The sequence below is a fragment of the Kribbella lupini genome (genome assembly GCF_039529595.1).
Classification (GTDB): domain Bacteria; phylum Actinomycetota; class Actinomycetes; order Propionibacteriales; family Kribbellaceae; genus Kribbella; species Kribbella lupini.
The window spans coordinates 38782-59732 of sequence record NZ_BAAANC010000005.1 but is presented as its reverse complement, the minus strand read 5'-3'; the positions used below and the strand labels follow the sequence as shown (position 1 = coordinate 59732).

Annotated in this window: 17 protein-coding genes; 11 read left to right on the top strand and 6 right to left on the bottom strand. The window is 68.6% G+C overall.

Annotation, left to right across the window (positions count from 1 at the left end):
* Nucleotides 1-5: 5 nt before the first annotated feature.
* A complete protein-coding gene (locus ABD235_RS36890; protein WP_344182817.1) occupies nucleotides 6-809 on the top strand; it encodes a hydroxypyruvate isomerase family protein in 804 nt (267 codons plus the stop codon).
* Here the strand turns inward: ABD235_RS36890 and ABD235_RS36885 are convergent.
* Nucleotides 806-1786: a helix-turn-helix transcriptional regulator gene (locus ABD235_RS36885; protein ID WP_344182815.1), complete on the bottom strand. Its 981-nt coding sequence runs from the start codon at nucleotides 1784-1786 to the stop codon at nucleotides 806-808. The genes ABD235_RS36890 and ABD235_RS36885 overlap by 4 nt on opposite strands.
* Before the next feature lie 270 nt (nucleotides 1787-2056).
* Between ABD235_RS36885 and ABD235_RS36880 the strand changes: the two genes are divergently transcribed.
* Together ABD235_RS36880 and ABD235_RS36875 are read left to right on the top strand one after the other, a co-directional pair.
* Entirely contained in the window at nucleotides 2057-5488 is a 3432-nt protein-coding gene (locus ABD235_RS36880) for a S8 family serine peptidase (protein WP_344182813.1), read from the top strand.
* Between the two features lie 174 nt (nucleotides 5489-5662).
* A complete protein-coding gene (locus ABD235_RS36875; RefSeq protein ID WP_344182811.1) occupies nucleotides 5663-6706 on the top strand; it encodes an alpha/beta hydrolase family protein in 1044 nt (347 codons plus the stop codon).
* On the opposite strand, the gene ABD235_RS36870 is transcribed toward ABD235_RS36875, so the two are convergent.
* Both ABD235_RS36870 and ABD235_RS36865 read right to left on the bottom strand, forming a co-directional pair.
* Complete coding sequence (locus ABD235_RS36870; RefSeq protein WP_344182809.1) at nucleotides 6687-7367, bottom strand: hypothetical protein; 681 nt, start codon at nucleotides 7365-7367, stop codon at nucleotides 6687-6689. The genes ABD235_RS36875 and ABD235_RS36870 overlap by 20 nt on opposite strands.
* A complete protein-coding gene (locus ABD235_RS36865; RefSeq protein ID WP_344182808.1) occupies nucleotides 7364-7717 on the bottom strand; it encodes a hypothetical protein in 354 nt (117 codons plus the stop codon). Before ABD235_RS36865 ends, ABD235_RS36870 begins: the two co-directional genes overlap by 4 nt.
* Nucleotides 7718-8063: 346 nt before the next feature.
* On the opposite strand from ABD235_RS36865, the gene ABD235_RS36860 reads away from it, so the two are divergent.
* Both ABD235_RS36860 and ABD235_RS36855 read left to right on the top strand, forming a co-directional pair.
* The gene (locus ABD235_RS36860) at nucleotides 8064-10283 is read left to right on the top strand and encodes a sensor histidine kinase (protein WP_344182806.1); all 2220 of its coding nucleotides are present in this window, start codon (nucleotides 8064-8066) and stop codon (nucleotides 10281-10283) included.
* Entirely contained in the window at nucleotides 10280-10939 is a 660-nt protein-coding gene (locus tag ABD235_RS36855) for a response regulator (protein WP_344182804.1), read from the top strand. Before ABD235_RS36860 ends, ABD235_RS36855 begins: the two co-directional genes overlap by 4 nt.
* Here ABD235_RS36855 and ABD235_RS36850 read toward each other — a convergent pair.
* The gene (locus tag ABD235_RS36850; protein ID WP_344182803.1) at nucleotides 10929-11897 is read right to left on the bottom strand and encodes a helix-turn-helix transcriptional regulator; all 969 of its coding nucleotides are present in this window, start codon (nucleotides 11895-11897) and stop codon (nucleotides 10929-10931) included. The genes ABD235_RS36855 and ABD235_RS36850 overlap by 11 nt on opposite strands.
* A 57-nt stretch (nucleotides 11898-11954) precedes the next feature.
* On the opposite strand from ABD235_RS36850, the gene ABD235_RS36845 reads away from it, so the two are divergent.
* From ABD235_RS36845 to ABD235_RS36835, 3 genes are all read left to right on the top strand, one after another.
* Nucleotides 11955-13088, top strand: coding sequence for an epoxide hydrolase family protein (locus tag ABD235_RS36845; protein ID WP_344182801.1), 1134 nt, complete (start codon nucleotides 11955-11957; stop codon nucleotides 13086-13088).
* Between the two features lie 135 nt (nucleotides 13089-13223).
* The gene (locus ABD235_RS36840; RefSeq protein WP_344182799.1) at nucleotides 13224-13583 is read left to right on the top strand and encodes a hypothetical protein; all 360 of its coding nucleotides are present in this window, start codon (nucleotides 13224-13226) and stop codon (nucleotides 13581-13583) included.
* A 141-nt stretch (nucleotides 13584-13724) separates the two neighbouring features.
* The gene (locus tag ABD235_RS36835; RefSeq protein WP_344182797.1) at nucleotides 13725-14717 is read left to right on the top strand and encodes an SDR family oxidoreductase; all 993 of its coding nucleotides are present in this window, start codon (nucleotides 13725-13727) and stop codon (nucleotides 14715-14717) included.
* A gap of 37 nt (nucleotides 14718-14754) precedes the next feature.
* On the opposite strand, the gene ABD235_RS36830 is transcribed toward ABD235_RS36835, so the two are convergent.
* The gene (locus tag ABD235_RS36830; RefSeq protein WP_344182796.1) at nucleotides 14755-14976 is read right to left on the bottom strand and encodes a hypothetical protein; all 222 of its coding nucleotides are present in this window, start codon (nucleotides 14974-14976) and stop codon (nucleotides 14755-14757) included.
* Between the two features lie 178 nt (nucleotides 14977-15154).
* Between ABD235_RS36830 and ABD235_RS36825 the strand changes: the two genes are divergently transcribed.
* The 3 genes from ABD235_RS36825 to ABD235_RS36815 all read left to right on the top strand — a co-directional run bounded on the left by ABD235_RS36825 (nucleotide 15155) and on the right by ABD235_RS36815 (nucleotide 20114).
* Nucleotides 15155-18262 (top strand): DEAD/DEAH box helicase, encoded by a 3108-nt coding sequence (locus ABD235_RS36825; RefSeq protein WP_344183424.1) that lies wholly within the window; start codon nucleotides 15155-15157, stop codon nucleotides 18260-18262.
* Nucleotides 18263-18344: 82 nt separating this feature from the next.
* A complete protein-coding gene (locus ABD235_RS36820) occupies nucleotides 18345-19319 on the top strand; it encodes an aldo/keto reductase (RefSeq protein WP_344182794.1) in 975 nt (324 codons plus the stop codon).
* 81 nt (nucleotides 19320-19400) lie between these two features.
* Complete coding sequence (locus ABD235_RS36815; RefSeq protein WP_344182792.1) at nucleotides 19401-20114, top strand: HAD family hydrolase; 714 nt, start codon at nucleotides 19401-19403, stop codon at nucleotides 20112-20114.
* On the opposite strand, the gene ABD235_RS36810 is transcribed toward ABD235_RS36815, so the two are convergent.
* Nucleotides 20089-20862, bottom strand: coding sequence for an XRE family transcriptional regulator (locus ABD235_RS36810; protein ID WP_344182790.1), 774 nt, complete (start codon nucleotides 20860-20862; stop codon nucleotides 20089-20091). The genes ABD235_RS36815 and ABD235_RS36810 overlap by 26 nt on opposite strands.
* Nucleotides 20863-20951: the final 89 nt, after the last annotated feature.

The window sequence follows — 20951 nt, the reverse complement described above, 5'->3', positions numbered from 1 at the left end:
TTCGCATGGATTTCCGCGGCTTCGAGGTCAGCGCCAACGTGTCGATGCTCTTCACCGAGCTGCCGTACCTGGACCGGTACGCCGCGGCCGCGCGGCGCGGGTTCCGCCTGGTCGAGTCGTGGTGGCCGTTCCCCGGACCGACCGCGTCACCGGCCGAGGTCGACCTGCTGGTGACCGCGCTGAAGTCGGCCGGCGTCACGCTCAGCGCGCTGAACTTCTACGGCGGCGACATTCCCGGCGGCGAGCGCGGCGTCGCCTCGCACCCGGACCGGCAGGAAGAGCTCGCGGCGAACATCGCGCAGATGGTCGAGATCGCGGAGCGGACCGGGTGCCGACTGTTCAACCTGCTGTACGGGCAGCTCGACGATCGCTGGTCCGCCGCCGAGCAGCAGGCCTGCGCTGTCGAGGCGATCCGATCGACCGCCTCAGCCGTCGCCGGGTTCGGCGGGACGGTGCTGATCGAGCCGCTCACCGCCGGACTGAACGGGCGGTATCCGTTGCTGACGGCAACCGATGTGCTGGAGCTGCTGGACGGGCCGCTGAAGGACGTGCCGAACCTGTCGCTGCTGTTCGACACGTTCCACCTCGGGAGCAACGGTGTGGACCTGGTCGCCACCGCCTCCGCGGTCGGCGCCGATCTCGCGCACGTCCAGCTGGCCGACTCCCCCGGCCGGGGCGAGCCGGGCTCGGGGGCGCTGCCGATCGTGGAGGCCTTGGACGCGTTGAAGCTGGCCGGCTACCAGGGCGTCGTCGCGGCCGAGTACAAGCCGACCGTGGACACGGCCTCGAGCCTGAGCTGGCTCAGCTAGATCCAGTCGCGACGGGTCGCTTCCATCGCCAGCTGGAAGCGCGTCTGGGCGCCGACGCGTTGCGACAACCGCATCACGTGCCGCTGGACCGTGCGCTCGCTCCACCCGAGAGCCCGGCTCGCGGCCTTGTCGGTCGCGCCGGACGCCAGCAGCGTGAGCAGCTTGACCTCCTCCGCCGACAGCGTCTCTTCGCTCGTCTCGTCCTCGAGCGCGCTCAACCGCACCGGCACGCTCCGCTCCCAGGCCAGGTCGAAGAGCGCGACCAGCGCGTCGAGCAGCGGCGAGGGGTGGATCAGGTACGACGCGGTGACCGCGTCGTCCCCGGTGCGCAGCAGCGGGATGATCGCCAGCCGGTCGTCGGAGATGCCCAGCTTCATCGGCAGGTCCGGCGCGATCCGCGCCTGCTCGCCGTGCTTCATCCCGCGCGTCACGTCGGCCAGCCACCCGGGCAGCTCGAGCACCGACCGGTCGTAGATCACCCGGTACTTGACGCCGCGGCGCAGCAGGTCGAGCTCGACCGGGTTCGACTCGGTGTGAGCCTGCGGAGCGGCGTACGGCGGACGGTCGAACCCGCGCATCTCGGTCCGCGTGTTGCGCTGCATCTCGACCCAGCGGTGGTTCACCTCGTCGCGGCCGGAGATCACCTCGACCAGCTCGCCCGGGTGGTTGAAGCGCGAGCCGGCCCGGTACATCTCCATCAGCGTCCGGACGTGCCCGCGGACCTCGTGCAGCTCGCCCTCCCGCCTGCGCAGGATCGACTCCAGCGCGCTGTCGGGCGAGCCGGCGACGTACCGCGCCGGCCGTCCCGGCGGCCGGGAGGCCAGGCCGAGGTCGACCAGCAGCGTCAGCGACCGGCGTACGGCGGTGGTCGTCGTCCCGGTGTCGGCCACCAGTTCGGGCACCGTCGCCCGGGACCGCCGGACCAACGCGTGGTAGATCTCCTCGTCGGCCGGCCCCAGCCCGATCGTCTCCAGCACGCCTGCCCCATCCCTGTCGTAAACCCGTCACCTGACCGGAAGTCGTCGCCGGAACAGCTTGTCAGTGCATAGTTCCGATGCCAATGTTCTCGAACCGGTTCAGTGCCGACCCGGTCCCGTCCGACCCACCGCGCTGAACCGTCCACTTCGTAGCTCGTGTCCCACCCGTTCCGCCCGATCTGTGATCGCCCGACCGTCCGGTCGCACCCGCACGGACCGCGGACTTCCCGCGGCCCGCTGTCGCCGTGCGCCGGGCACCGAGGAGCCCCCATGCCGTTCCCAGCCCGTCGCCGCCTCGCCGCGTCGGCCCTGCTCGCCGTCCCCCTGCTGATCTCACCGACCCTGGCCGGCGCCACCTCGCCGGGCCTGCCCCTGGGGACGTCGATGACTGCCCCGGCCGCCGGCGGCCAGGCCGAGCGGGTCCGCGGCAAGATCGATCCCTCGCTGCTCGACAGCGCCAAGCACCGGTCCGTCGACGGCCGTGTCGAAGCAGCTGTCGTGCTGGCCTCGCCGGTCTCCCCTGCCGACCCGGCCCAGGTTCCGGCGCAACTGCAGGCGCAGGCCGACCGGACCCAGCAGCCCGTGCTCGACACCGTCCGGGCTCTGGGCGACGAGGTGGTGAGCACGTTCTGGCTGAAGAACATGGTGCTCGTTCGCGCCACCCCGCAGACGCTCCAGACGTTGGCGACCAACGCGCTGGTCGACCGGATCATCCCGAACTTCGAGTTCACCGCTCCCGACGACAAGCCGGTGGCGAAGGCGCAGACCGACGACTCGACGTGGGGTCTGGCCAAGATCGGCGCCGACCGGGTCCAGACCGAGCGCGGCCTGACCGGGGACGGCGTCCGGGTCGCGATCCTGGACACCGGGATCGACATCACCCACCCCGACCTGGCCGGCAAACTGGTCAGCACCGACCAGTCCGACCCCGAGCACCCCGGCGGCTGGCTGGAGTTCGGCAGCGGCGGTGAGCCGATCCACTCGCAGCCCCACGACAGCAGCTACCACGGCACGCACGTCGCCGGAACGATTGCCGGCGGCAACTCCTCCGGCGTCAAGATCGGCGTCGCCCCCGGCGCCGAACTGATGGCCGGCCTGGTCATCCCGAACGGCTCCGGCTCGCTGGCCCAGGTGATCGCCGGCATGGAGTGGGCGATCGCGCCGTACGACGCCGACGGCAAGCCGGCCGGTGAGCCGGCCGACGTGGTCAGCATGTCGCTGGGCGCCGAGGGCTTCGAGGACGAGATGATCGAGCCCGTCCGCAACATCTACCGGGCCGGCGTCTTCCCGGCGTTCGCGATCGGCAACGAGTGCCTGCCCGGCGGTTCCTCCAGTCCCGGCAACATCTACGAGTCGGTCAGCGTCGGCGCGACCGACGCGAACGACGACGTCCCGGACTGGTCGTGCGGCGGTACCGTCCAGCGCACCGACTGGATCGACGCCCCCGGCGAGTGGCCCGCGTCGTTCGTCGTACCGGACATCTCCGCGCCGGGTGTCGACGTCTACTCGACGCTGCCCAACGGTTCGTACGGCGAGCTGAGCGGTACGTCGATGGCGACTCCGCACGTCTCCGGCACGGTCGCCCTGATGCTGCAGGCCCGTCCCGACCTGACGGTCGACGAGGCGCTCGGCATCCTCGCCGGTACGGCGGTCAGCGACACCCGGTACGGCGCGATCCCGAACGACCGGGTCGGCCTCGGCCGGATCGACGCGTTCGCCGCCGTGACCGAGGCCGGGCTGCGCAGCGGCATTCACGGCGTGGTCAAGGACGACCGGTCCGGCAAGGTGCTGGCGGGCGTGACCGTCGCGCTGCCGAACGGCCGCAAGGTGACCACGGATGCCGCGGGCAACTTCGAGCTGCGGGTTGCACCGGGCAACTACACGATCACGCTGTCGCGCTTCGGTTACCGGAGCACGACCGCGGCCGCGAAGGTCCGGGCCGACCGGCTGACCGACGTACGGATCGAGCTCGACCGGACCCGCTGGGGCACGATCACCGGCAAGGTGACCTACAGCCCCACCCGCAGCACCGTGCCCGGAGCGACGGTCGAGGTCCAGGACGTGCCCGACAAGCTGGTCGCGACGACCGGTCGGGACGGGCGCTACACGATCCGCGACGTGCCCGAGGGCAGCTACCAGGTGGTCGCGAACGCGCCGGGGATCTCCCGGACGACGCCGGCGGCAGTCGCCGTACGGACTCAGGGTCGGCTGGACCTCGCACTGCCGAAGCCCTTCCCGACCGAACGCCCGTCGGTCTCGGCGGACGGCGCCCAGGGCAACTCCGACATCTGGTGGCCGGAACTGAACGCGGACGGCAGCGTCGTCGCGTACGCCACCGCGTCGTCCAACCTGGTCGCGAACGACACCAACAACGACCTGGACATCTTCGTCACCGACCGCCGGACCGGCGCCGTCGAGCGGGTCTCGGTGTCGTCGACCGGTGAGCAGGGCAACAGCTTCTCGCTCTCGCCGACGCTCAGCACCGACGGCCGGTACGTCGGCTTCAACAGCGGCGCGTCGAACCTCGTTGCCGGAGACACCAACGGCCAGACCGACACGTTCGTCCACGACCGGGTCACCGGGACGACCCGACTGCTCTCGGTCACGCCTTCGGGTGCTCCGGGCAACGGGCTGTCCGGCCCGCCGTCCTTCAGTGCCGACGGCAACGTCGTCACCTTCAACAGCGACGCGAGCGACCTGGTCGCCGGTGACACGAACGAGCAGACCGACGTGTTCGTCCGCGACCTGCGGACCGGTGTCACCGAGCGCGTCTCGGTCGCGCCGGACGGGACCGGCGGCAACGGCGGCTCGCGGGAGCAGTCGATCAGCGCCGACGCCCGGTACGTCGCGTTCGTCAGCGACGCGAGCAACCTCGCCGGGGACGACGTCGAGTTCCAGCGCGACCTGTTCGTCCGCGACCGCCAGGCCGGGACGACGCGGCTGATCGCCGTACCGGGGTTGGACGGGGAGTACTCGTCGCCGCTGATCAGCGCCGACGGCACCAAGGTGGTCTTCGAGAACCGCAGCGCGCCGTCGTGGGCCAACCACATCTACGTGTACGACCTGCGCACCGGGGTGGCCGAGCGGGCGACCACCGCCGACACAGGGGCCGAGGGCAACGACTGGTCCTTCGCGGCGTCGCCGAGCGCGGACGGTTCGAAGGTCGCGTTCTACAGCGACGCGACGAACCTGGTGGCCGGCGACACCAACGGCAAGCCGGACATCTTCGTCCGCGACCTCGCCGCGAAGACCACGACGCTGGTGTCGGGCGGGCCGCTCGGCGTCCAGGGCGACGGACGGTCCGAGCTGCCGCATCTCAGCGGGAACGGGCGGTACGTGTCCTTCCAGAGCACCTCGACGAACCTGGTCGGCGACGACACGAACCACCGCTCCGACGTGTTCGTGCACGACCTGGCCGCGGGGCCTGAGGCGCAGTGGGCGCTGAGCGACCTGTCGGTCACCCCGCATCACGTGCGCGCCGGGCAGCGGGTCACCGTCACGGCGTACCTGAAGAACGTGGGCGAGGCCGACGGAAGCTACTCCGCCGCTCTCATGCTGAACGGCGCTGTGGTTGCCACCCGGACGGTATCGCTGCGTACCGGTCGCGACGCGTGGGTGGCGTTCACCTTCCGTAGTCCCGCGGCCGGGACCTACCCACTGACGCTGGGCCACCTCACGGCTCAGCTCACCGTCCGGCGGTAGGGCACCCGGGACCGGCCGCCTCTGCCCCAGGCCGGTCCCGGATCGCCGGACAACCATCGAGGACCGGGGCGCGGTCCTCGTGCGAGCGGCCGGCCCGGCCCTGACCGGGCCGGCCGCTCTGATCGTTGCAGGGATTTTCGGACGGGTTTCGGTCCCGGGCGCCAGACTGGGGACATGAACCGGCGGATGACGTGGGCGGGGATCGCCGCGCTCGGGATGACGGCCGCGGTCGCCTGCACGACGGACGACGCGGCATCCCCTGCGTCGAGTCCCGGTACGGCGGTCAGCTCCACACCTGCTCCGTCATCCGTCCCTCCGTCTTCGGTGCCGCCGTCAACGCCGGCTCCTTCGGCGGCGCCTGATCCGGTGTCGTTGCAGGCGCTGGCGGCGAAGAAGTTCACCGGCGGCCCGCTGCGGATCGGCCGCGTGCTGGCCCGCAACCCGGCGTACACGCGGTACTTCGTCACCTACCCCAGCGGGTCGCTGACGATCTCCGGCATCCTCAACGTCCCGTCGACGCCCGGCCCGCACCCCGCGCTGGTCCTGAACCACGGCCACATCGACCTGTCGATCTACACCAACGGCCGCGGTCTGATGCGCGAGCAGGACTACCTCGCGCGCCGCGGGTACGTCGTACTGCACACTGACTACCGCAACCACGCGCAGTCGTCCAAGGATCCGTCGTCCGAGGTCAACCTCCGCCTCGGCTACACCGAGGACGCCATCAACGCGGTCCTCGCCCTGCGCACGTCGGAGTACGTCGACCCCGCCCGCATCGGCATGCTCGGCCGCTCGATGGGCGGCGGCGTCACGTACAACGTCCTGGTCGCCCAGCCCGGCCTGGTCAAGGCCGCCGTCGTCTTCGCCCCCGTCAGCTCCGACACCGTCGACAACTTCAACCGCTGGACCCGCTCCGACACCGCCACGGCCGCCGCCATCACCCGCGCCCATGGCACCCCCGCCGCCAACCCCACGTTCTGGCGCAACGTCTCCCCCGTCAACTTCTTCGCCCAGGCCAAGGACCCCGTCCTCATCCACCACGGCACCGCGGACTCGACCTGCCCGATCGCCTGGTCCACGAAGACCTTGGCCGCCCTCAAGAAGGCTGGCGCCAAGGCCTCCATGTACACCTATCCCGGCGAAGAACACGCCTTCGGCCCGGCCTGGCCCACCTCAATGGCCCGGACCGTCGCGTTCCTCAAACAGAACGGGCTCTAGGTCGCAGGATCGCCCACCCCACCGCGGCGAACCCGACGGCCTGCAGACCCCACCCGACCAGGTCGAGCGTGTGGTTCGGTACGACGACCGCCGCCACGATGTGGATCGGCTGCGAGACGATCACGGCCACGGCCGCCCAGCGCGCCACCACCTGCGACCGCCACAGCGCGATCCCCAGCAGGATCGTCCCGACGACGTGCCCCAGCACGAAGACCACTTCGGCGATCTCCGTGGTCGGATGCGCCGCGTCGTACAGCCTGGTCACCTGATCCGCGGCCAGGCCCGCCTTCGGCCCCAGCCACAGCACCTGATCGCCGGCGGCCAGCCACCCGAGCGCCAGGTACCCCGGAATCAGCAGCAGCATCGCCGCCGCCGTCAGCTGTGGTGCCCGCGACCGCGTCATCCGGCCGACCGCGTACACCGCGGGCACCAACGTCAGCACCGCGACGAACCCCAACCACAGCACCAGCGACGCCCTGCCCGGCTCGGCGATCGCCTTGCGCACCATCGTCGAGCTGTCGTCCACCGTGTCGTACGGCAGCACGTACCGCAGTACGGCGACCGCCGCCGGCCCGACCGGCAACAGCAGCGCGATCCCCCAGCTCGACCACCGCCCGGACGTCGTACTCTCCGGCGTTCGTGCGCCGACCGTCGCCGTCATCGCGCACCGGCCAACTGGCGGGCCGGTACGAGGACCAGCGCCACCCCCAGCGCCGTCAGCGCCACGAGCACCCCGGCCAGCAGTACCGCGATCGCCGGCACGTCGCCGACGAAGAACGCCGGCAGAGCCGTTACCGCCGACAACACCCGCAGCGCGATCAACGGCACCACCGCCCGCCGCTTGCCCCGCCACGCCAGCACCACCAGGATCAGGCTCAGCAGGCCGAGAGCAGCCCCGATCAGCGCGATCTCCATCGGCGGGTGCTCTCCGTCGGTGGCCAGCGGACCGGCCAGGTCCACGACCGACAGCACTCCGAGGACCACCAGTCCTCCTCGAAACGTACGACTCATCTCGCTCTCCCCCTTCATCGGTTGCCACCACCTTGGCGCCGGAAGGCTCCCCGCGCCGCAGAGCGCGATCACCGCCGGCCGGGAGATCGCCCGGAAACTCCGGGAGCGCGATCCCGGGACGCCGGGAGCCCTCCGGGCGCACACTGAGGCCATGACGAGGGCGGGGTGGCTCGTACGCCGGCGACCGGCGGCTGGATCAACGCTGCCGGAGCCTCGGTCGGCGGTTGGATCCTCGCCGCCGGAGCCTCGGTCGGCGGTTGGATCCTCGCCGCCGGAGCTTCGGTCGGCGGCTGGATCGACGCGGCCGGGACGCCGTCGGCTCGCGGCGGGACTGGGATCCTTCGCCGTGGCGGAAGTGATCGCCGCGGTCGTCCTCACCGTGCTCGTGGGCTGGTCCTGGGCGGAGGCGCTCGACGCGTTCGTGGTGACCAACGCGCTGATGGGCTTCGCGTTCGCGACCTGCGGAGCGGTCATCGCCTGGCACCGGCCGGCCAACCCGATCGGCTGGCTGTTCCTCGCCGACGGGATCGGCCACGCGACCACCGCGGCCGGCGCACCGTTGGTGCGGCAGCTGCACGACATTTCGGCGCCGATCGGACTGCAGCGCGGCGTGATGACGGCGGCCGAATGGGCCTGGCCGTGGTCGATCGGCCTGTTCCTCCCGCTCGCCCTCCTGCTGTTCCCCGACGGGCACCTGCTCTCGCCGCGCTGGCGACCGGTCGCCTGGGCGATCGTGCTGACGTCACCCCTGTTCGCCCTGGAGATGGGCGCGGGCGGCGGAGCGCCGTTCGAGGGTGGTCCGACCGGCTGTCTGGCGCTGCCGTCGTACGACGCCCTGCAGCCACTCTGGACCATCACCGAGGTCCGCGGTCTGGTCGCCTTCCTCCTGGCGATCACCTGCCTGATGATCCGGTATCGACGCGCCACCGAAACGGGCCGTCGGCAACTCCTGTGGTTGCTCCTGGCAGCGGTCATCGCACTCTCGCTGATGATCCCGTGGTCGCTGGTCGCCGGAACGCCGGTGTTCGTCCTGTTCGCGATCCCACTGGTCCCGGTCGCCGTGGCGGTCGCGATCGTCCGGCACCAGCTCCTCGACATCCGCCTCGTCGTTTCTCGCGCAGTGGCCTGGGGCCTGCTCTCACTGGTTGCCATCGGCACTTACGTTGCACTGGTCGCGCTCACCGACACCCTTGTTGCTTCCCAGTTCGGCCGGTCGGCTGCGCTGACCGTCGTCGTAGCGCTCCTGATCGCGCCGGTCCTGCCGCGCCTCCAACGCCTGGTCGACCGCGCCATGTACGGCGACCGCCGCGACCCGGCGCGGGTCGCCACACGGATCGCCGCCGAACTCACCACCGACCCCACCGCCGGCCTCGACACCGTGGCCGCCGCCATCGGTTCGGCGCTCCGTCTGCCGTACGTCGCCCTCACCACCGGCACCACGACGTTGTCGCCCGATTCCGGGCCCGTCGCCTTTGCCGGGCCCACCGCCTCGGCCGGACCGGTCGCCGCGCCCCCACCCGCCGCCTCGACCCGACCCGCTGCCTCGGCCGGACCGGTTGCCTCGGCCGGACCGGCCCCTTGGGCAGGACCGGTCGCGACCGTCGACCTCTCCTACGGCGGCACCTCGGTCGGCGCGCTGGTCGTCGGCCTCCGCCCCGGCGAGTCCGGCCTCTCCGTTGCCGACCGCAACGTCCTTGCCCTGGTCGCCGTACCGCTCGCCGTCGCCGTCCACGCGACCCGCCTGTCCGAGGAGCTCCAGACCTCCCGCGAGCAACTCGTCGCCGCCCGCGAGGAAGAACGCCGCCGACTCCGCCGCGACCTGCACGACGGCCTCGGCCCGGCCCTCACCGGCGTGGCCTTCACCGCCGACGCGGCCGCGAACCTCGTCACCGCCGACCCGGCCCGAGCCTCGGAACTCCTCCGCAACCTCCGCACGGACACGCGCACCGCGATCGCCGACATCCGCCGCCTGGTCGACGATCTCCGCCCGCCGGCCCTGGACGAACTCGGCCTGGCCGGAGCGCTCCGCCAACGAGCCGACCAGCTCTCCTGGCGAGCCGACGGCGCAGCCATCCGCGTCCACGTCGACGCGGACGGCCTCCCCCCACTCCCCGCCGCGCTCGAGGTCGCGGCGTACCGGATCGCCACCGAAGCGCTCACGAACGTCGTACGCCACTCGCACGCGACCACCGCCCACCTCACCGTCCGCTGCGGCTCCGCCTTGGAGCTGGAGATCCAAGACGACGGCCCACCCGCGGGCCCGTGGACGCGGGGCGTCGGCCTGCAAACGATGCACGCCCGAGCCACCGAACTAGGCGGCCAGGTCGAGGCAGGCCCCACCCCGTACGGCGGCCGAGTGAGTGCATCCCTCCCGCTCGGCCTCGCCGGTGTCGCCCCGACTCCGCGCACCCCGGACCACCTCGAACACGACCAGCCCCCACGTCCCCCGGAACACCCCGACGGAGCCCCCACCAGCCTTCCCGCCGGTGTTCCCCCGACCCGCCGCCACCCCGATCCGGCCTCCGACGCGAGTCCCTCGAACCACCTCCCCGCGGACCACCGATGACCGACCCGTCGCCGATCCGCGTCGTCCTCGCCGACGACCATCCCGTCGTACGGGCCGGTCTCGCCGCCCTGCTCACGTCGCTGCCGGGCATCGAGGTCGTCGGCGTCGCCGCAACCGGCCGTGAGGCGATCCGCGAGGTGCTCACCCACCACCCCGACGTCGCCGTACTCGATCTGCAGATGCCCGACCTCGACGGCTTCGCCGCGACCCGTGAACTGGCCCGGTCCGCGCCTCGCGTCGCCGTACTGGTCCTGACCATGTTCGAGGACGACGAATCGGTCTTCACTGCCATGCGCGCCGGCGCCCGCGGCTACCTGGTCAAGGGCGCCGAGCAGGACGAGATCGCCCGCGCCATCCACGCCGTCGCATCCGGCGAAGCGATCTTCGGTCCAGGCGTCGCCCGCCGCGTCCTCGCGCTGTTCGCCGCCCCGCCCTCCACCGAGGCGCCGTTCCCCGAGCTGACCACCCGCGAGCGCGAGATCCTCGATCTACTGGCGGCCGGTCTGTCCAACTCCGCGATCGCCACCCGCCTGTCCCTGGCCGCGAAGACCGTCGCGAACAACGTCTCCTCGATCTTCACCAAGCTCCACGTCGCCGACCGCCCCACCGCCATCGTCCGCGCCCGCGACGCCGGCCTCGGCCGCGCTACGGAGTGACGGCCCGCAGATACCGTTGCCCAATCATCCGCACATGCTCGACCAGCGCCTCCGGGGCTGTCACCTGGAAGTCGATGCCGAGCATTCCGATGTACACGGCAACCACCTCGAGCGACTCGGCGCCGGTCACGAGAACGCACGTGTGGTCGTCGACCGGCTCCACGATCCCAACGGCAGCGTGGATCCGGGCCAGCACCTCGTCGGCCGACGCGAAGACGGTGATCCTGGCGTGCACCTTCCACCCGGTCGTTGCCACGTCGCGCAGTACGAAATCGGTGTAGTCGTCGTTCGGCATCGGTCGCGGCTGGTACTTCCGACCGGTTGCCATCCGCAAGTCCATCCAGTCGACCCGATAGGTGCGCCAGGCCCCTTTCTCGTCGCGCGCGACCAGGTACCAGTACCGCTGCCAGCTCATCAACCGGTACGGCTCGACCAGGATCGGGAACCCGGGCTCGGCATCCGGTACGGCGTACTCGAAACGCAGGTAGTGCTCGTCCCGGATCGCGGCGGCGATCGTCGCGACGACGGCCGGGTCGACCTCGGGATCCGGCACGTTCGACCCGGTGTTGTCCGGTCCCTTGCTCAGCGTCGTGTGGATCGCGTTGACCTGCCGGCGGAGCCGGTGCGGCAGGACCTGCTCGAGCTTCGCCAGCGCGCGCCCGCTGCTCTCCTCCATCCCGCTGACGCCGGCACCGGTCCGCAGGCCGACGGCGACCGCGACGGCCTCCTCGTCGTCGAGGAGCAGCGGCGGCATCTTCGCCCCGACGCCGAGCTGGTAGTGCCCGGCCGGCCCGCGGGTCGCGTCGATCGGGTACCCGAGCTCGCGCAGCCGGTCGACGTCGTTCCGGATCGTCCTCGTACTGACGTCGAGCCGGCCGGCCAGCTCCGCCCCGGTCCAGGCCGGGCGGGTCTGCAGGAGCGACAACAGGGACAGCAATCTCGAGGAGGTTTCACGCACACGTAAATAGTCTCAAATAGGAATCCAACTTGCCTATACGGCTCCTACAGTGAAGCCATGACCAACAACGAGAGCATCCAGTCCTTCACCGTCAAGATCGACCAGGCCGACCTGGACGACCTGCAGGCCCGCCTCGCCAACACGCGCCTCCCCGAGCCCGCCCCCGGCGACGACTGGGACCTCGGCACCCCGAACCACTACCTGCGCGAGATGGTCGACCACTGGCGCAACGGCTTCGACTGGCGGGCCCAGGAGGCCCGGATGAACCAGTTCCCGCACTACCTGACCGAGATCGACGGCCAGACCGTTCACTTCCTGCACGTCCCGTCCGCCGTCGAGGGCGCGACCCCGCTACTGCTCCTGCACACCTACCCGGGCTCGTTCGTCGACTTCCTCGACATGATCGGCCCGCTCACCGACCCGGTCGCGCACGGCGGTTCGGAGTCGGACGCGTTCTCGGTCGTCGTCCCCTCGATCCCCGGCTTCGGCTTCAGCACCCCGCTGGTCGAGCGCGGCTGGACGATGGCCCGGGTCGCCAAGACCTTCGACCAGCTGATGCGGCGCCTCGGCTACGACTCGTACGGCACCCACGGCTCCGACGGCGGCGCGATGATCTCCCGCGAGCTCGGCCTGCTGAACCCTCCCGGCTTCCTCGGCCTACACGTCCTGCAGCTGTTCTCGTTCCCCAGCGGCGACCCGACCGAGTTCGAGAAGTTCACCCCGGAGGACTACGCGGCGCTGGAGCACATGCAGTGGTTCCAGTCCGTCGGCGGCTACAACGCGATCAACTCCACCCGCCCGCAGACCGTTGCCGTCGGCATCTCCGACTCGCCGGTCGGCCAGCTGGCCTGGAACGAGCTCTTCAACAACTTCGGCAACGGCACCAGCCTGGTCAGCCGCGACCAGATCCTCACCGAGGTCTCCCTCTACTGGTTCACCAACACCTCGGCCGCCGCCGGCCGCTACCACTACGAGGAAGCCCACGCCGGCACCGAGCCCGCCCTCAACCACGCCCCCACCGGCGTCGCCGTCTTCGCCGACGACTTCAAGACCATCCGCTCCCTGGCCGACCGCGACAACACCAACATCGTCCACTGGACCAACTACCCCGACGGCGGCCATTTCGCGTCGCTGGAGCGCCCCACCGAGGTGGTGGCCGACCTCCGCAAGTTCTTCGCCAACCTCCGCTGAATCCTCTCCCCCCGACCGGCCGGCCCACCTGGGCCGGCCTTCGGTCGTCGTACGGGCCTGTGGACAACCAGGACGGCGTCGATGCGCGGACTCCTATTCTGAGACCGACGGCTCGACGACTTGGATGGACTGGTCATGGACTCCGACGAAACCCAGCACCTGCTCCCCAACGGAAGCACGGTCTGGGTGCTGTCCACCGCCGCGGCATCGCAGAATCTCGCCCAACTCCTCAGCCTGTTCCGGTCCGGCTCCACCGACCCGTTGATCTTCGGAGACGCAGGCCAACCCGAAGGTGTGGTCATCCCCTTCGAAGTCTGGCGTGCGCTCATCGAGACCAGCACCGATGACGAGGGCTTCGACTCCAGCTACTCCGTACTGCGCCACCGCCTCAAGAACCCCGGCGGACCCTCAATTCCGCTCGAAGACGTCGCCGCCGAGCTCGGCTGGGACCTCGAGGGCGACACCGACGACTCCGAGTTCCGTTCACCGAACTGACGCCGTACCACCTCTCCTCATCAGCCGCGAGGTGCTGGATCGGGCGTGAACCGTCCGGGGTGAGCGCCAGCCGCGTGGGCTGATCGCGCACGGCGCGAAGACCGGGTGTCGGATGCCGCGTCGAGGGGCACAGGGCGCGGTATGGGCGTTGTGGTGGTCACAGGAGCGAGTGCAGGAATCGGGCGAGCGAGCGCGCGGCTGTTCGCCGAGCGCGGGTACGACGTCGGGCTGATCGCCCGCGGCAGCGACGGGCTGACCGCCGCCGCGAAGGAGGTCGAGCTCGCCGGCGGCCGCGCGATCGCCGTACCGGCCGATGTCAGCGACAGTACGGCGGTCGACGAGGCGGCGGCACGGATCGAGGAGGAGCTCGGCCCGATCGACGTCTGGATCAACGACGCGATGGCGACCGTGTTCGGGCCGTTCCTCGAACTGGAGCCCGACGAGTTCCGCCGCGTCACGGAGGTCACCTACCTCGGCTACGTGAACGGAACACGGGCCGCGCTGCACCGGATGGTCCCCCGCGACCGCGGCGTCATCGTTCAGATCGGTTCGGCACTCGCGTTCCGTGGGATCCCACTGCAGTCGGCGTACTGCGGTGCGAAGCACGCGATCCAGGGCTTCACCGACTCCATCCGCTGTGAACTGCTGCACGACGAAAGCAAGGTCCGGATCACCGAGGTTCAGATGCCTGCGGTGAACACGCCACAGTTCCGCATCCAGCGGTCGAAGCTGGACCGCAAGGCCCAGCCGGTCCCGCCGATCTTCCAGCCAGAACTCGCCGCGGAGGCGATCTGGCACGCCGCCCACCACCGACGCCGCCAGCTCTGGGTCGGGTTCCCCACGGTCTACACGATCGTCGGCGAACGCCTCGCCGCTCCCCTGCTCGACGCCTTCCTCGGCAAGACCGGCTTCAACAGCCAGCAGGTCGACGAACCAGAAACCCAAGGCCGCCCCGACAACCTCTACGACCCCGTCCCCGGCGACCACGGCTCCCACGGCGCCTTCGACACCAAGGCCAAAGCCGCAAGCCGCCAACTGGCCTTCACGCTGTCCCCGCCGGTAGCCCGCCTCGCCGAAACAGTAGACGCCCTGGCCAACCGAGCCGGCCGCCTACTGGCAAAGGTCGCAGGCTGATCCCAACGCCGGCACGCCCGGTGTCATGAGGCTTCCGCTACTGCGGCCCCAACCCCCAAAGCCGTTCATCAGGCAACGGCCGCGAACTCGGTCCCTCCCCGTTCAGCGCCTCGTTCGTCACCCGAAGCCCCGCAAACCGCCGCGCCATCGCCTTCGCATACCGCTCCGCCAGCAACGGCTCGGCGCAGTAGTCCGCGATCACATGCTCGCCGAACCACACCCGCACCCGCCGCCGTACTGACACCCCGGGGTTGTCCACGACTCCTCCTCCCACCGGCTTCCCCCAGTGCAACAGCCCGCGGTCGTCCCCAGGAGACCTCACCTCTGTCGGATTCCGGCATGTCAGAAACCAGACGTCGCAGGATCATCCGGGGCGGCGTCCGTTGATACCTCCCTCCCACTTTGTCGGAGAGGTCTGGCAAGCTCTCCGCGTGGCGGTGGACCGGATGAGACCAGGGATCTATGACGCGCTCGTGACGCACGGATTGCTCGATGCACTTCGACAATCCGATGAGCTCAGCCCGACCTTCGAAAAAGTTGACGAAGCCGATCAACCGGAGGTGCTGGCGCGGCATCTGCGAGACGTCATCTTTCGCGTCCTTGACGGCACGCGCAATGAGGAAAAGCGCATCTCGATCGTCAATGACTTGCTCACCCGACTGGCCTCGCATGAGGACGTTGTTCCGGACAAGAAGCCTGAGCGGCTCCTTGCCGCGGGCGAAGCGGCTGGACCTGGCTTGCAATCGGTCGCGCTCACCAGGCCCAGTACGCCACTCTCGGACGCGGCCCTGCTGACTAACGCTCACGGCGAGCCTGCCTTGGGCACTGAACTGCGCGCGGAGATCGACTCCTCCAATGAGGTCGATTTGCTCTGCGCCTTCGTGAAATGGCACGGTCTGCGGGTACTGGAGCCCGAACTGCAGCGCTTGCGCCTTCGCGGCGCGCCGTTGCGAGTCATCACCACGACCTATATGGGTGCCACCGATCGACGAGCACTTGACCGACTCGTCCAAGATTTCGGCGCAGAGGTCAAGGTGCAGTACGACGCCCTGCGCACTCGGCTCCACGCCAAGGCATGGTTGTTCCGGCGCGAGACTGGGTTCGATACGGCGTACGTCGGATCGTCCAATCTCTCCCGAGCGGCACTACTCGACGGCGTCGAGTGGAATGTCCGGCTCTCCAGAATCGGCACCCCGAGCCTGCTCAACAAGTTCGCCGCCACCTTTGACACCTATTGGAACGACCCCAGCTTCGAGACGTACGATCCCGAGCGAGATCGCGATCGGCTTGACGACGCTCTAGCCCATTCGCGCCAAGATAAGACGGCTCGCCAGGGCACGGTTTCGCTCGCCGGCCTCGAGGTGCGACCGCGCGCCTACCAGGCCGAAATGCTGGAGACGCTCGACACCGAGCGTTCCGTCCACGATCGACACCGCAATCTCGTAGTCGCAGCGACGGGCACAGGAAAGACCGTGATCGCCGCACTGGACTACCGCCGCCTCAAAGAGGCAGCTGAGACACAGGGCGAGCCGGCACCCTCACTGCTTTTCATCGCTCATCGACGCGAGATTCTTCAGCAGTCGATCAGGACCTACCGGGAGGTCTTGAGCGACGCATCGTTCGGCGAGGAGTACCACTCCGGACTTCGTCCCGAGCGCTGGCGCCACGTGTTTGCCTCGATCCAGTCGCTCTCGATCGACGACGTCTCAGCGATGCCCCGCGACGCGTTCGACATCGTGGTCGTCGACGAGTTCCATCACGCTGCCGCGAGGACCTACCGAACGCTGCTGGAACACCTCGAGCCGCGTGAGTTGCTCGGCCTGACAGCGACTCCGGAACGCACCGATGGCTTCGACGTACAGACCTATTTTGGTGGCCGGACGGCCGTTGAGCTTCGCCTCTGGGACGCGCTTTCCGACGATCTACTCTGCCCGTTCCACTACTTTGGCATCGCTGACGGCACCGACCTCGCTGGCCTGGACTGGAAGCGCGGGCGGTACGACGATCAGCAACTCAACGACCTCTACACCGGCAACAGCAGGCGGGCGAGCATCGTCTTGCGCGAGGTGCGCGACAAGATCACCAACGTGAGCGCCATGCGTGCGCTGGGGTTCTGCGTATCGGTAGCCCACGCGGAGTACATGGCTCAGGTGTTCTCGGAGGCTGGCATCCCAGCCAAGGCGGTCTCTGGCCAAACCTCCATTGCAGAGCGTGAGCAAGCGCTTAAGGATCTCAAGGCCTTGCGGGTCAACGCGCTCTTTGCGGCCGACCTTTTCAATGAGGGCCTGGATCTGCCTGAGGTCGACACGGTGCTCTTCCTCCGGCCTACGGAGAGTCCGACGATCTTCCTTCAGCAGCTCGGCCGTGGATTGCGGCAAGCACGTGGCAAGCCGGTTCTAACGGCCCTCGACTTTGTCGGACATCAGCGCAAGGAGTTCCGCTTCGACCGACGGTTCCGAGCCCTGACTGGAGACACCCGCAGGGGTTTGGAGAAGCAGCTCCAGCAGGGATTCCCCTTCCTGCCATCTGGTTGCCAGATCATTCTGGATGAGGTCGCGCAGCAGGCCGTTCTCGACAACCTTCGGTCTCAGATCGGAAGCCGCTGGAAGGACCTTGTCACCGAACTTCGGGACCACGGGGAGCAAAATCTGCCGACGTTCTTGGCGGAGACCGGGGTCGAACTCAGCGATGTACTACGCAGCGGCCGCTCCTGGACTGGCCTGCGTCGAGATGCGGGCCTGTCGACGCGCGAAGGTAGTGAGCGGGAATCAGCGCTGTTGAGACGCGTTCGCGCATTGGCTCACGTCGATGACGCCGAGCGCACGCTGGCCTATCGGAGGCTCATTGTCGACGGAGCACCGTCGTACGACGAACTCGACGATTCACAGCAGAACTACGCACGCATGCTGTTCTTCTCGCTATGGCCTAACGGCGGCGGCTTCTCGTCGTACCAGGAAGGTTTCGACGCTCTGCGGAACGAGAACGCACTGCGCGACGAACTGCTCGAGGTCATCGATTACGCGATGGACCAAGCCCGTCACCGCGCTCAGGCTCTGTCCGGACCCTTGAGGCGCCTGAGCCTGCGGGTCCACGCCCGATACCAGCGGGAAGAAATCCTTGCTGCCCTCAATCATGCGAACCTTCAACGCTATCCAAGCAACTTCCGCGAAGGCGTGCTGAACTCACCGGAGATCGCCACTGATGCCTTTCTGGTGACCTTGACGAAGTCTGAGGCCGACTACTCACCGACGACGATGTACAAGGATTATGCGATCAGCCCTCAACTGTTCCATTGGGAGACGCAGAGCAGGACCTCGGTGAAGTCGGAGACCGGCCAGCGCTATCTGCATCACCGCGAACGCAAGTCCAACATCTTGATCTTCGCGCGAACTCGCAACGAGGATGAACTGGGCACCTCGCCGTACCTCTTCCTCGGCCCGGCGACCTATGCCAGCCACACTGGCGATCGTCCGATCGCGATCACGTGGAAACTTCATCACCCCATGCCAACCGACATGTTCCAAGCTGCGTCTGTGGTCGCGTAACCCCCACTCAGAAGTTCAGCCGATCACACTGTGCGGATTCTTCTGTTGGAAGTCTGAGCGCCGGGCGCGCAGGGTGGTAGCCATGGACTTTACTCAGCTTGGGCGAACGGGACTGAAGGTCAGTCGGATCGTGTTGGGGACGATGAACTTCGGGCCTCACACGAGCGTGGAGGACTCCCACGCGATCATGGATGCGGCGCATGAGAAGGGGATCAACTTCTTCGACACCGCGAACGGGTACGGGCGGGCGATCTACCCGGGCCGGACCGAGGAGATCATCGGCGAGTGGTTCGCGAAGGACCCGGTGAAGCGGCACAAGACGGTGCTGGCGACCAAGGTGTACGGGGACATGGGCGAGGGCTGGCCCAACGAGGGCAAGTTGTCGGCGCTCAACATCCGTCGGGCGCTGGACGCTTCGCTGAAGCGGCTGCAGACGGACTACATCGACCTGTACCAGTTCCACCACGTGGATCGGGACACGCCGTGGGAGGAGATCTGGCAGGCGATCGAGGTAGCGATCCAGCAAGGCAAGATCCTGTACGCCGGGTCGTCGAACTTCGCCGGCTGGCACATCGCACAGGCCCAGGCGGCCGCCGAGAAGCGCAACTTCACCGGGTTGGTGAGCGAGCAGTCGATCTACAACCTGATCGTGCGGGACGTCGAGCGGGAGGTGTTGCCGGCCGCCGAGTACTACGGCCTCGGCGTGATCCCGTGGTCGCCGCTGCAGGGTGGACTGCTCGGCGGCGTGATCCGCAAGGAGAACGAGGGCGTACGCCGGCTCGAGGGCCGCGCGAAGGAGACCGTCGAGAAGCTGCGTCCGCAGATCGAGGCGTACGAGGCGTTCGCCGACGAGCTCGGCACCCAGCCCGGCGACCTGGCGCTCGCATGGCTCCTGCACCAGAAGGCCGTCACCGGCCCGATCGTCGGACCGCGCACGATGGAGCAGCTCGAGTCCGCCGTACGGGCGGTCGACCTGAAGCTCGACGAGAAGGCCCTGGCCCGCCTCGACGAGATCTTCCCGGGCTACAAGACCTCGCCTGAGGACTATGCCTGGTAGGAGTGCTGGCGCTCGTTCCGCCCACCGGCGTTTACCGCCAGGTGGGCGGAACGTTCCCTGACCTCTGAGATACTCCCCCGCATGGGCAACGGACAGATTCTGCTGCTGTGGGACGTGGATCACACCCTGATCGAAAACGCGGGTGTCAGTAAAGAGATCTACGCGCGCGCCTTCGAGCACTTGACCGGCCGCGCGCCCGCGGCGTCGATCCAGACGGATGGCCGCACCGACTTCGAGATTGTCGGCAACCTTCTGCGCGCCAACGGCGAGAATCCCGATGGCTTCGCCCGGCAGGTGATCACAGAGGCGCTCGTGACCGCGATGAAGGAGAAGTACGACGACCTGCGGCGACGCGGCTCAGTCCTGCCGGGCGCTCGTGAGGCCCTGTCTGCTGTCCTGCTTGACAACTCGATTCACCAGTCGGTTCTCACCGGGAACATCGCGCCGAATGGTCGTGCAAAGCTGGCAGCCCTCGGATTGGATCAGTTCATCGATTTCGAGATCGGTGGCTTTGGATCTGATGACATCGACAGGCCAAAGCTGGTCGGTTACGCACAGCGTCGGGCGGGCGAGAAGTACGGCGTCGAATTCGAGCTGAAGTCGACAGTGCTGATCGGGGACACCACGCGAGATATTCGCGCGGCGAAGAACGGCGGTGCTCAGGCCATCGGTGTTGCCACTGGCATCGACTCTGCCGACGTGCTGCGAACCGAAGGCGCAGATGCGGTCTTCGACGACCTGCGAGACACCGAAGCCGTGATTGCAGCGGTCAGGAAGCTGGCCGGTCGGTCGTGACCTTCGAGTCCGGGGTTCTCCAGGGGTAGGACTCCGCCCAAACCCGCTCGAAACTCGTTGTATACGTCTCGAACAGGTCCGCGCTGTCCACTCGACGAAGGTGCAGGATCGGGGCAATGTAGCCATAAGCCCCGTAGATGTGCTGGTTGACCAGCATCTGATCGTCGAACCGAAAGATCGAGTTGTACAGCGTGGTGCGATGCAGATGAAACTTGACCCCAGCCACATCGGTCAGCGGTCGGTAGTAAGCCAGGGCCATCTTGATCCGCGCGGGGATGGCGTCGTACAGCTGCTCCTCGCGACCACGGAGCTCCGCTTCGGGGCTGTCCGGGTCGCCGAGAACGATGCGGACGTCGACTCCATTGGCGGCCTTGTGCTTGATCAGCGCGATCACTTCGGGATTCTGCTCCGGCAGGAACAGGCTGGCGTAGGCCAGCAGCCAGAGTTCCTTGTCTGCCGACTTCAGGAGGTCCAGCCACAAGTTTTTCGGCGTCTCCGAACGATGTGGGTAAAAGGCAACCACCTCGCCCGGCTCGGCCCCACCACGTCTGGCCTCGAGCTCGGGCCAGAGCCAGTTGGCGGGTACGTCGAGCAAGGTCGCCGCTCGGTAGGCCGTCGCACGGTGCGGGCGACGGCCGTGGGTCAGCCAGCGCTGGACCGTTTTGGGATCGACTCCCAATTCGGCAGCGAAGACCTCCACCGTGAACTGCCGACTGCTCATCGCTGACCGAAGCCGGTCGTTCACCACAGCGCAGCTCCTTGGACAAAGGGACGTCTTAGGGACATTCTGGCAGACCGACAATGTCCCAGCGATGCCCATGTGACGACCTGTGTTGT

Coding starts and splice junctions, on each gene's coding strand:
- ABD235_RS36870 (WP_344182809.1), bottom strand. CDS start 7,367: ATGACGGCGACGGTCGGCGCACGAACGCCGGAGAGTACGACGTCCGGG.
- ABD235_RS36845 (WP_344182801.1), top strand. CDS start 11,955: ATGACCAACAACGAGAGCATCCAGTCCTTCACCGTCAAGATCGACCAG.
- ABD235_RS36820 (WP_344182794.1), top strand. CDS start 18,345: ATGGACTTTACTCAGCTTGGGCGAACGGGACTGAAGGTCAGTCGGATC.
- ABD235_RS36865 (WP_344182808.1), bottom strand. CDS start 7,717: ATGAGTCGTACGTTTCGAGGAGGACTGGTGGTCCTCGGAGTGCTGTCG.
- ABD235_RS36890 (WP_344182817.1), top strand. CDS start 6: ATGGATTTCCGCGGCTTCGAGGTCAGCGCCAACGTGTCGATGCTCTTC.
- ABD235_RS36875 (WP_344182811.1), top strand. CDS start 5,663: ATGAACCGGCGGATGACGTGGGCGGGGATCGCCGCGCTCGGGATGACG.
- ABD235_RS36855 (WP_344182804.1), top strand. CDS start 10,280: ATGACCGACCCGTCGCCGATCCGCGTCGTCCTCGCCGACGACCATCCC.
- ABD235_RS36815 (WP_344182792.1), top strand. CDS start 19,401: ATGGGCAACGGACAGATTCTGCTGCTGTGGGACGTGGATCACACCCTG.
- ABD235_RS36880 (WP_344182813.1), top strand. CDS start 2,057: ATGCCGTTCCCAGCCCGTCGCCGCCTCGCCGCGTCGGCCCTGCTCGCC.
- ABD235_RS36835 (WP_344182797.1), top strand. CDS start 13,725: ATGGGCGTTGTGGTGGTCACAGGAGCGAGTGCAGGAATCGGGCGAGCG.
- ABD235_RS36840 (WP_344182799.1), top strand. CDS start 13,224: ATGGACTCCGACGAAACCCAGCACCTGCTCCCCAACGGAAGCACGGTC.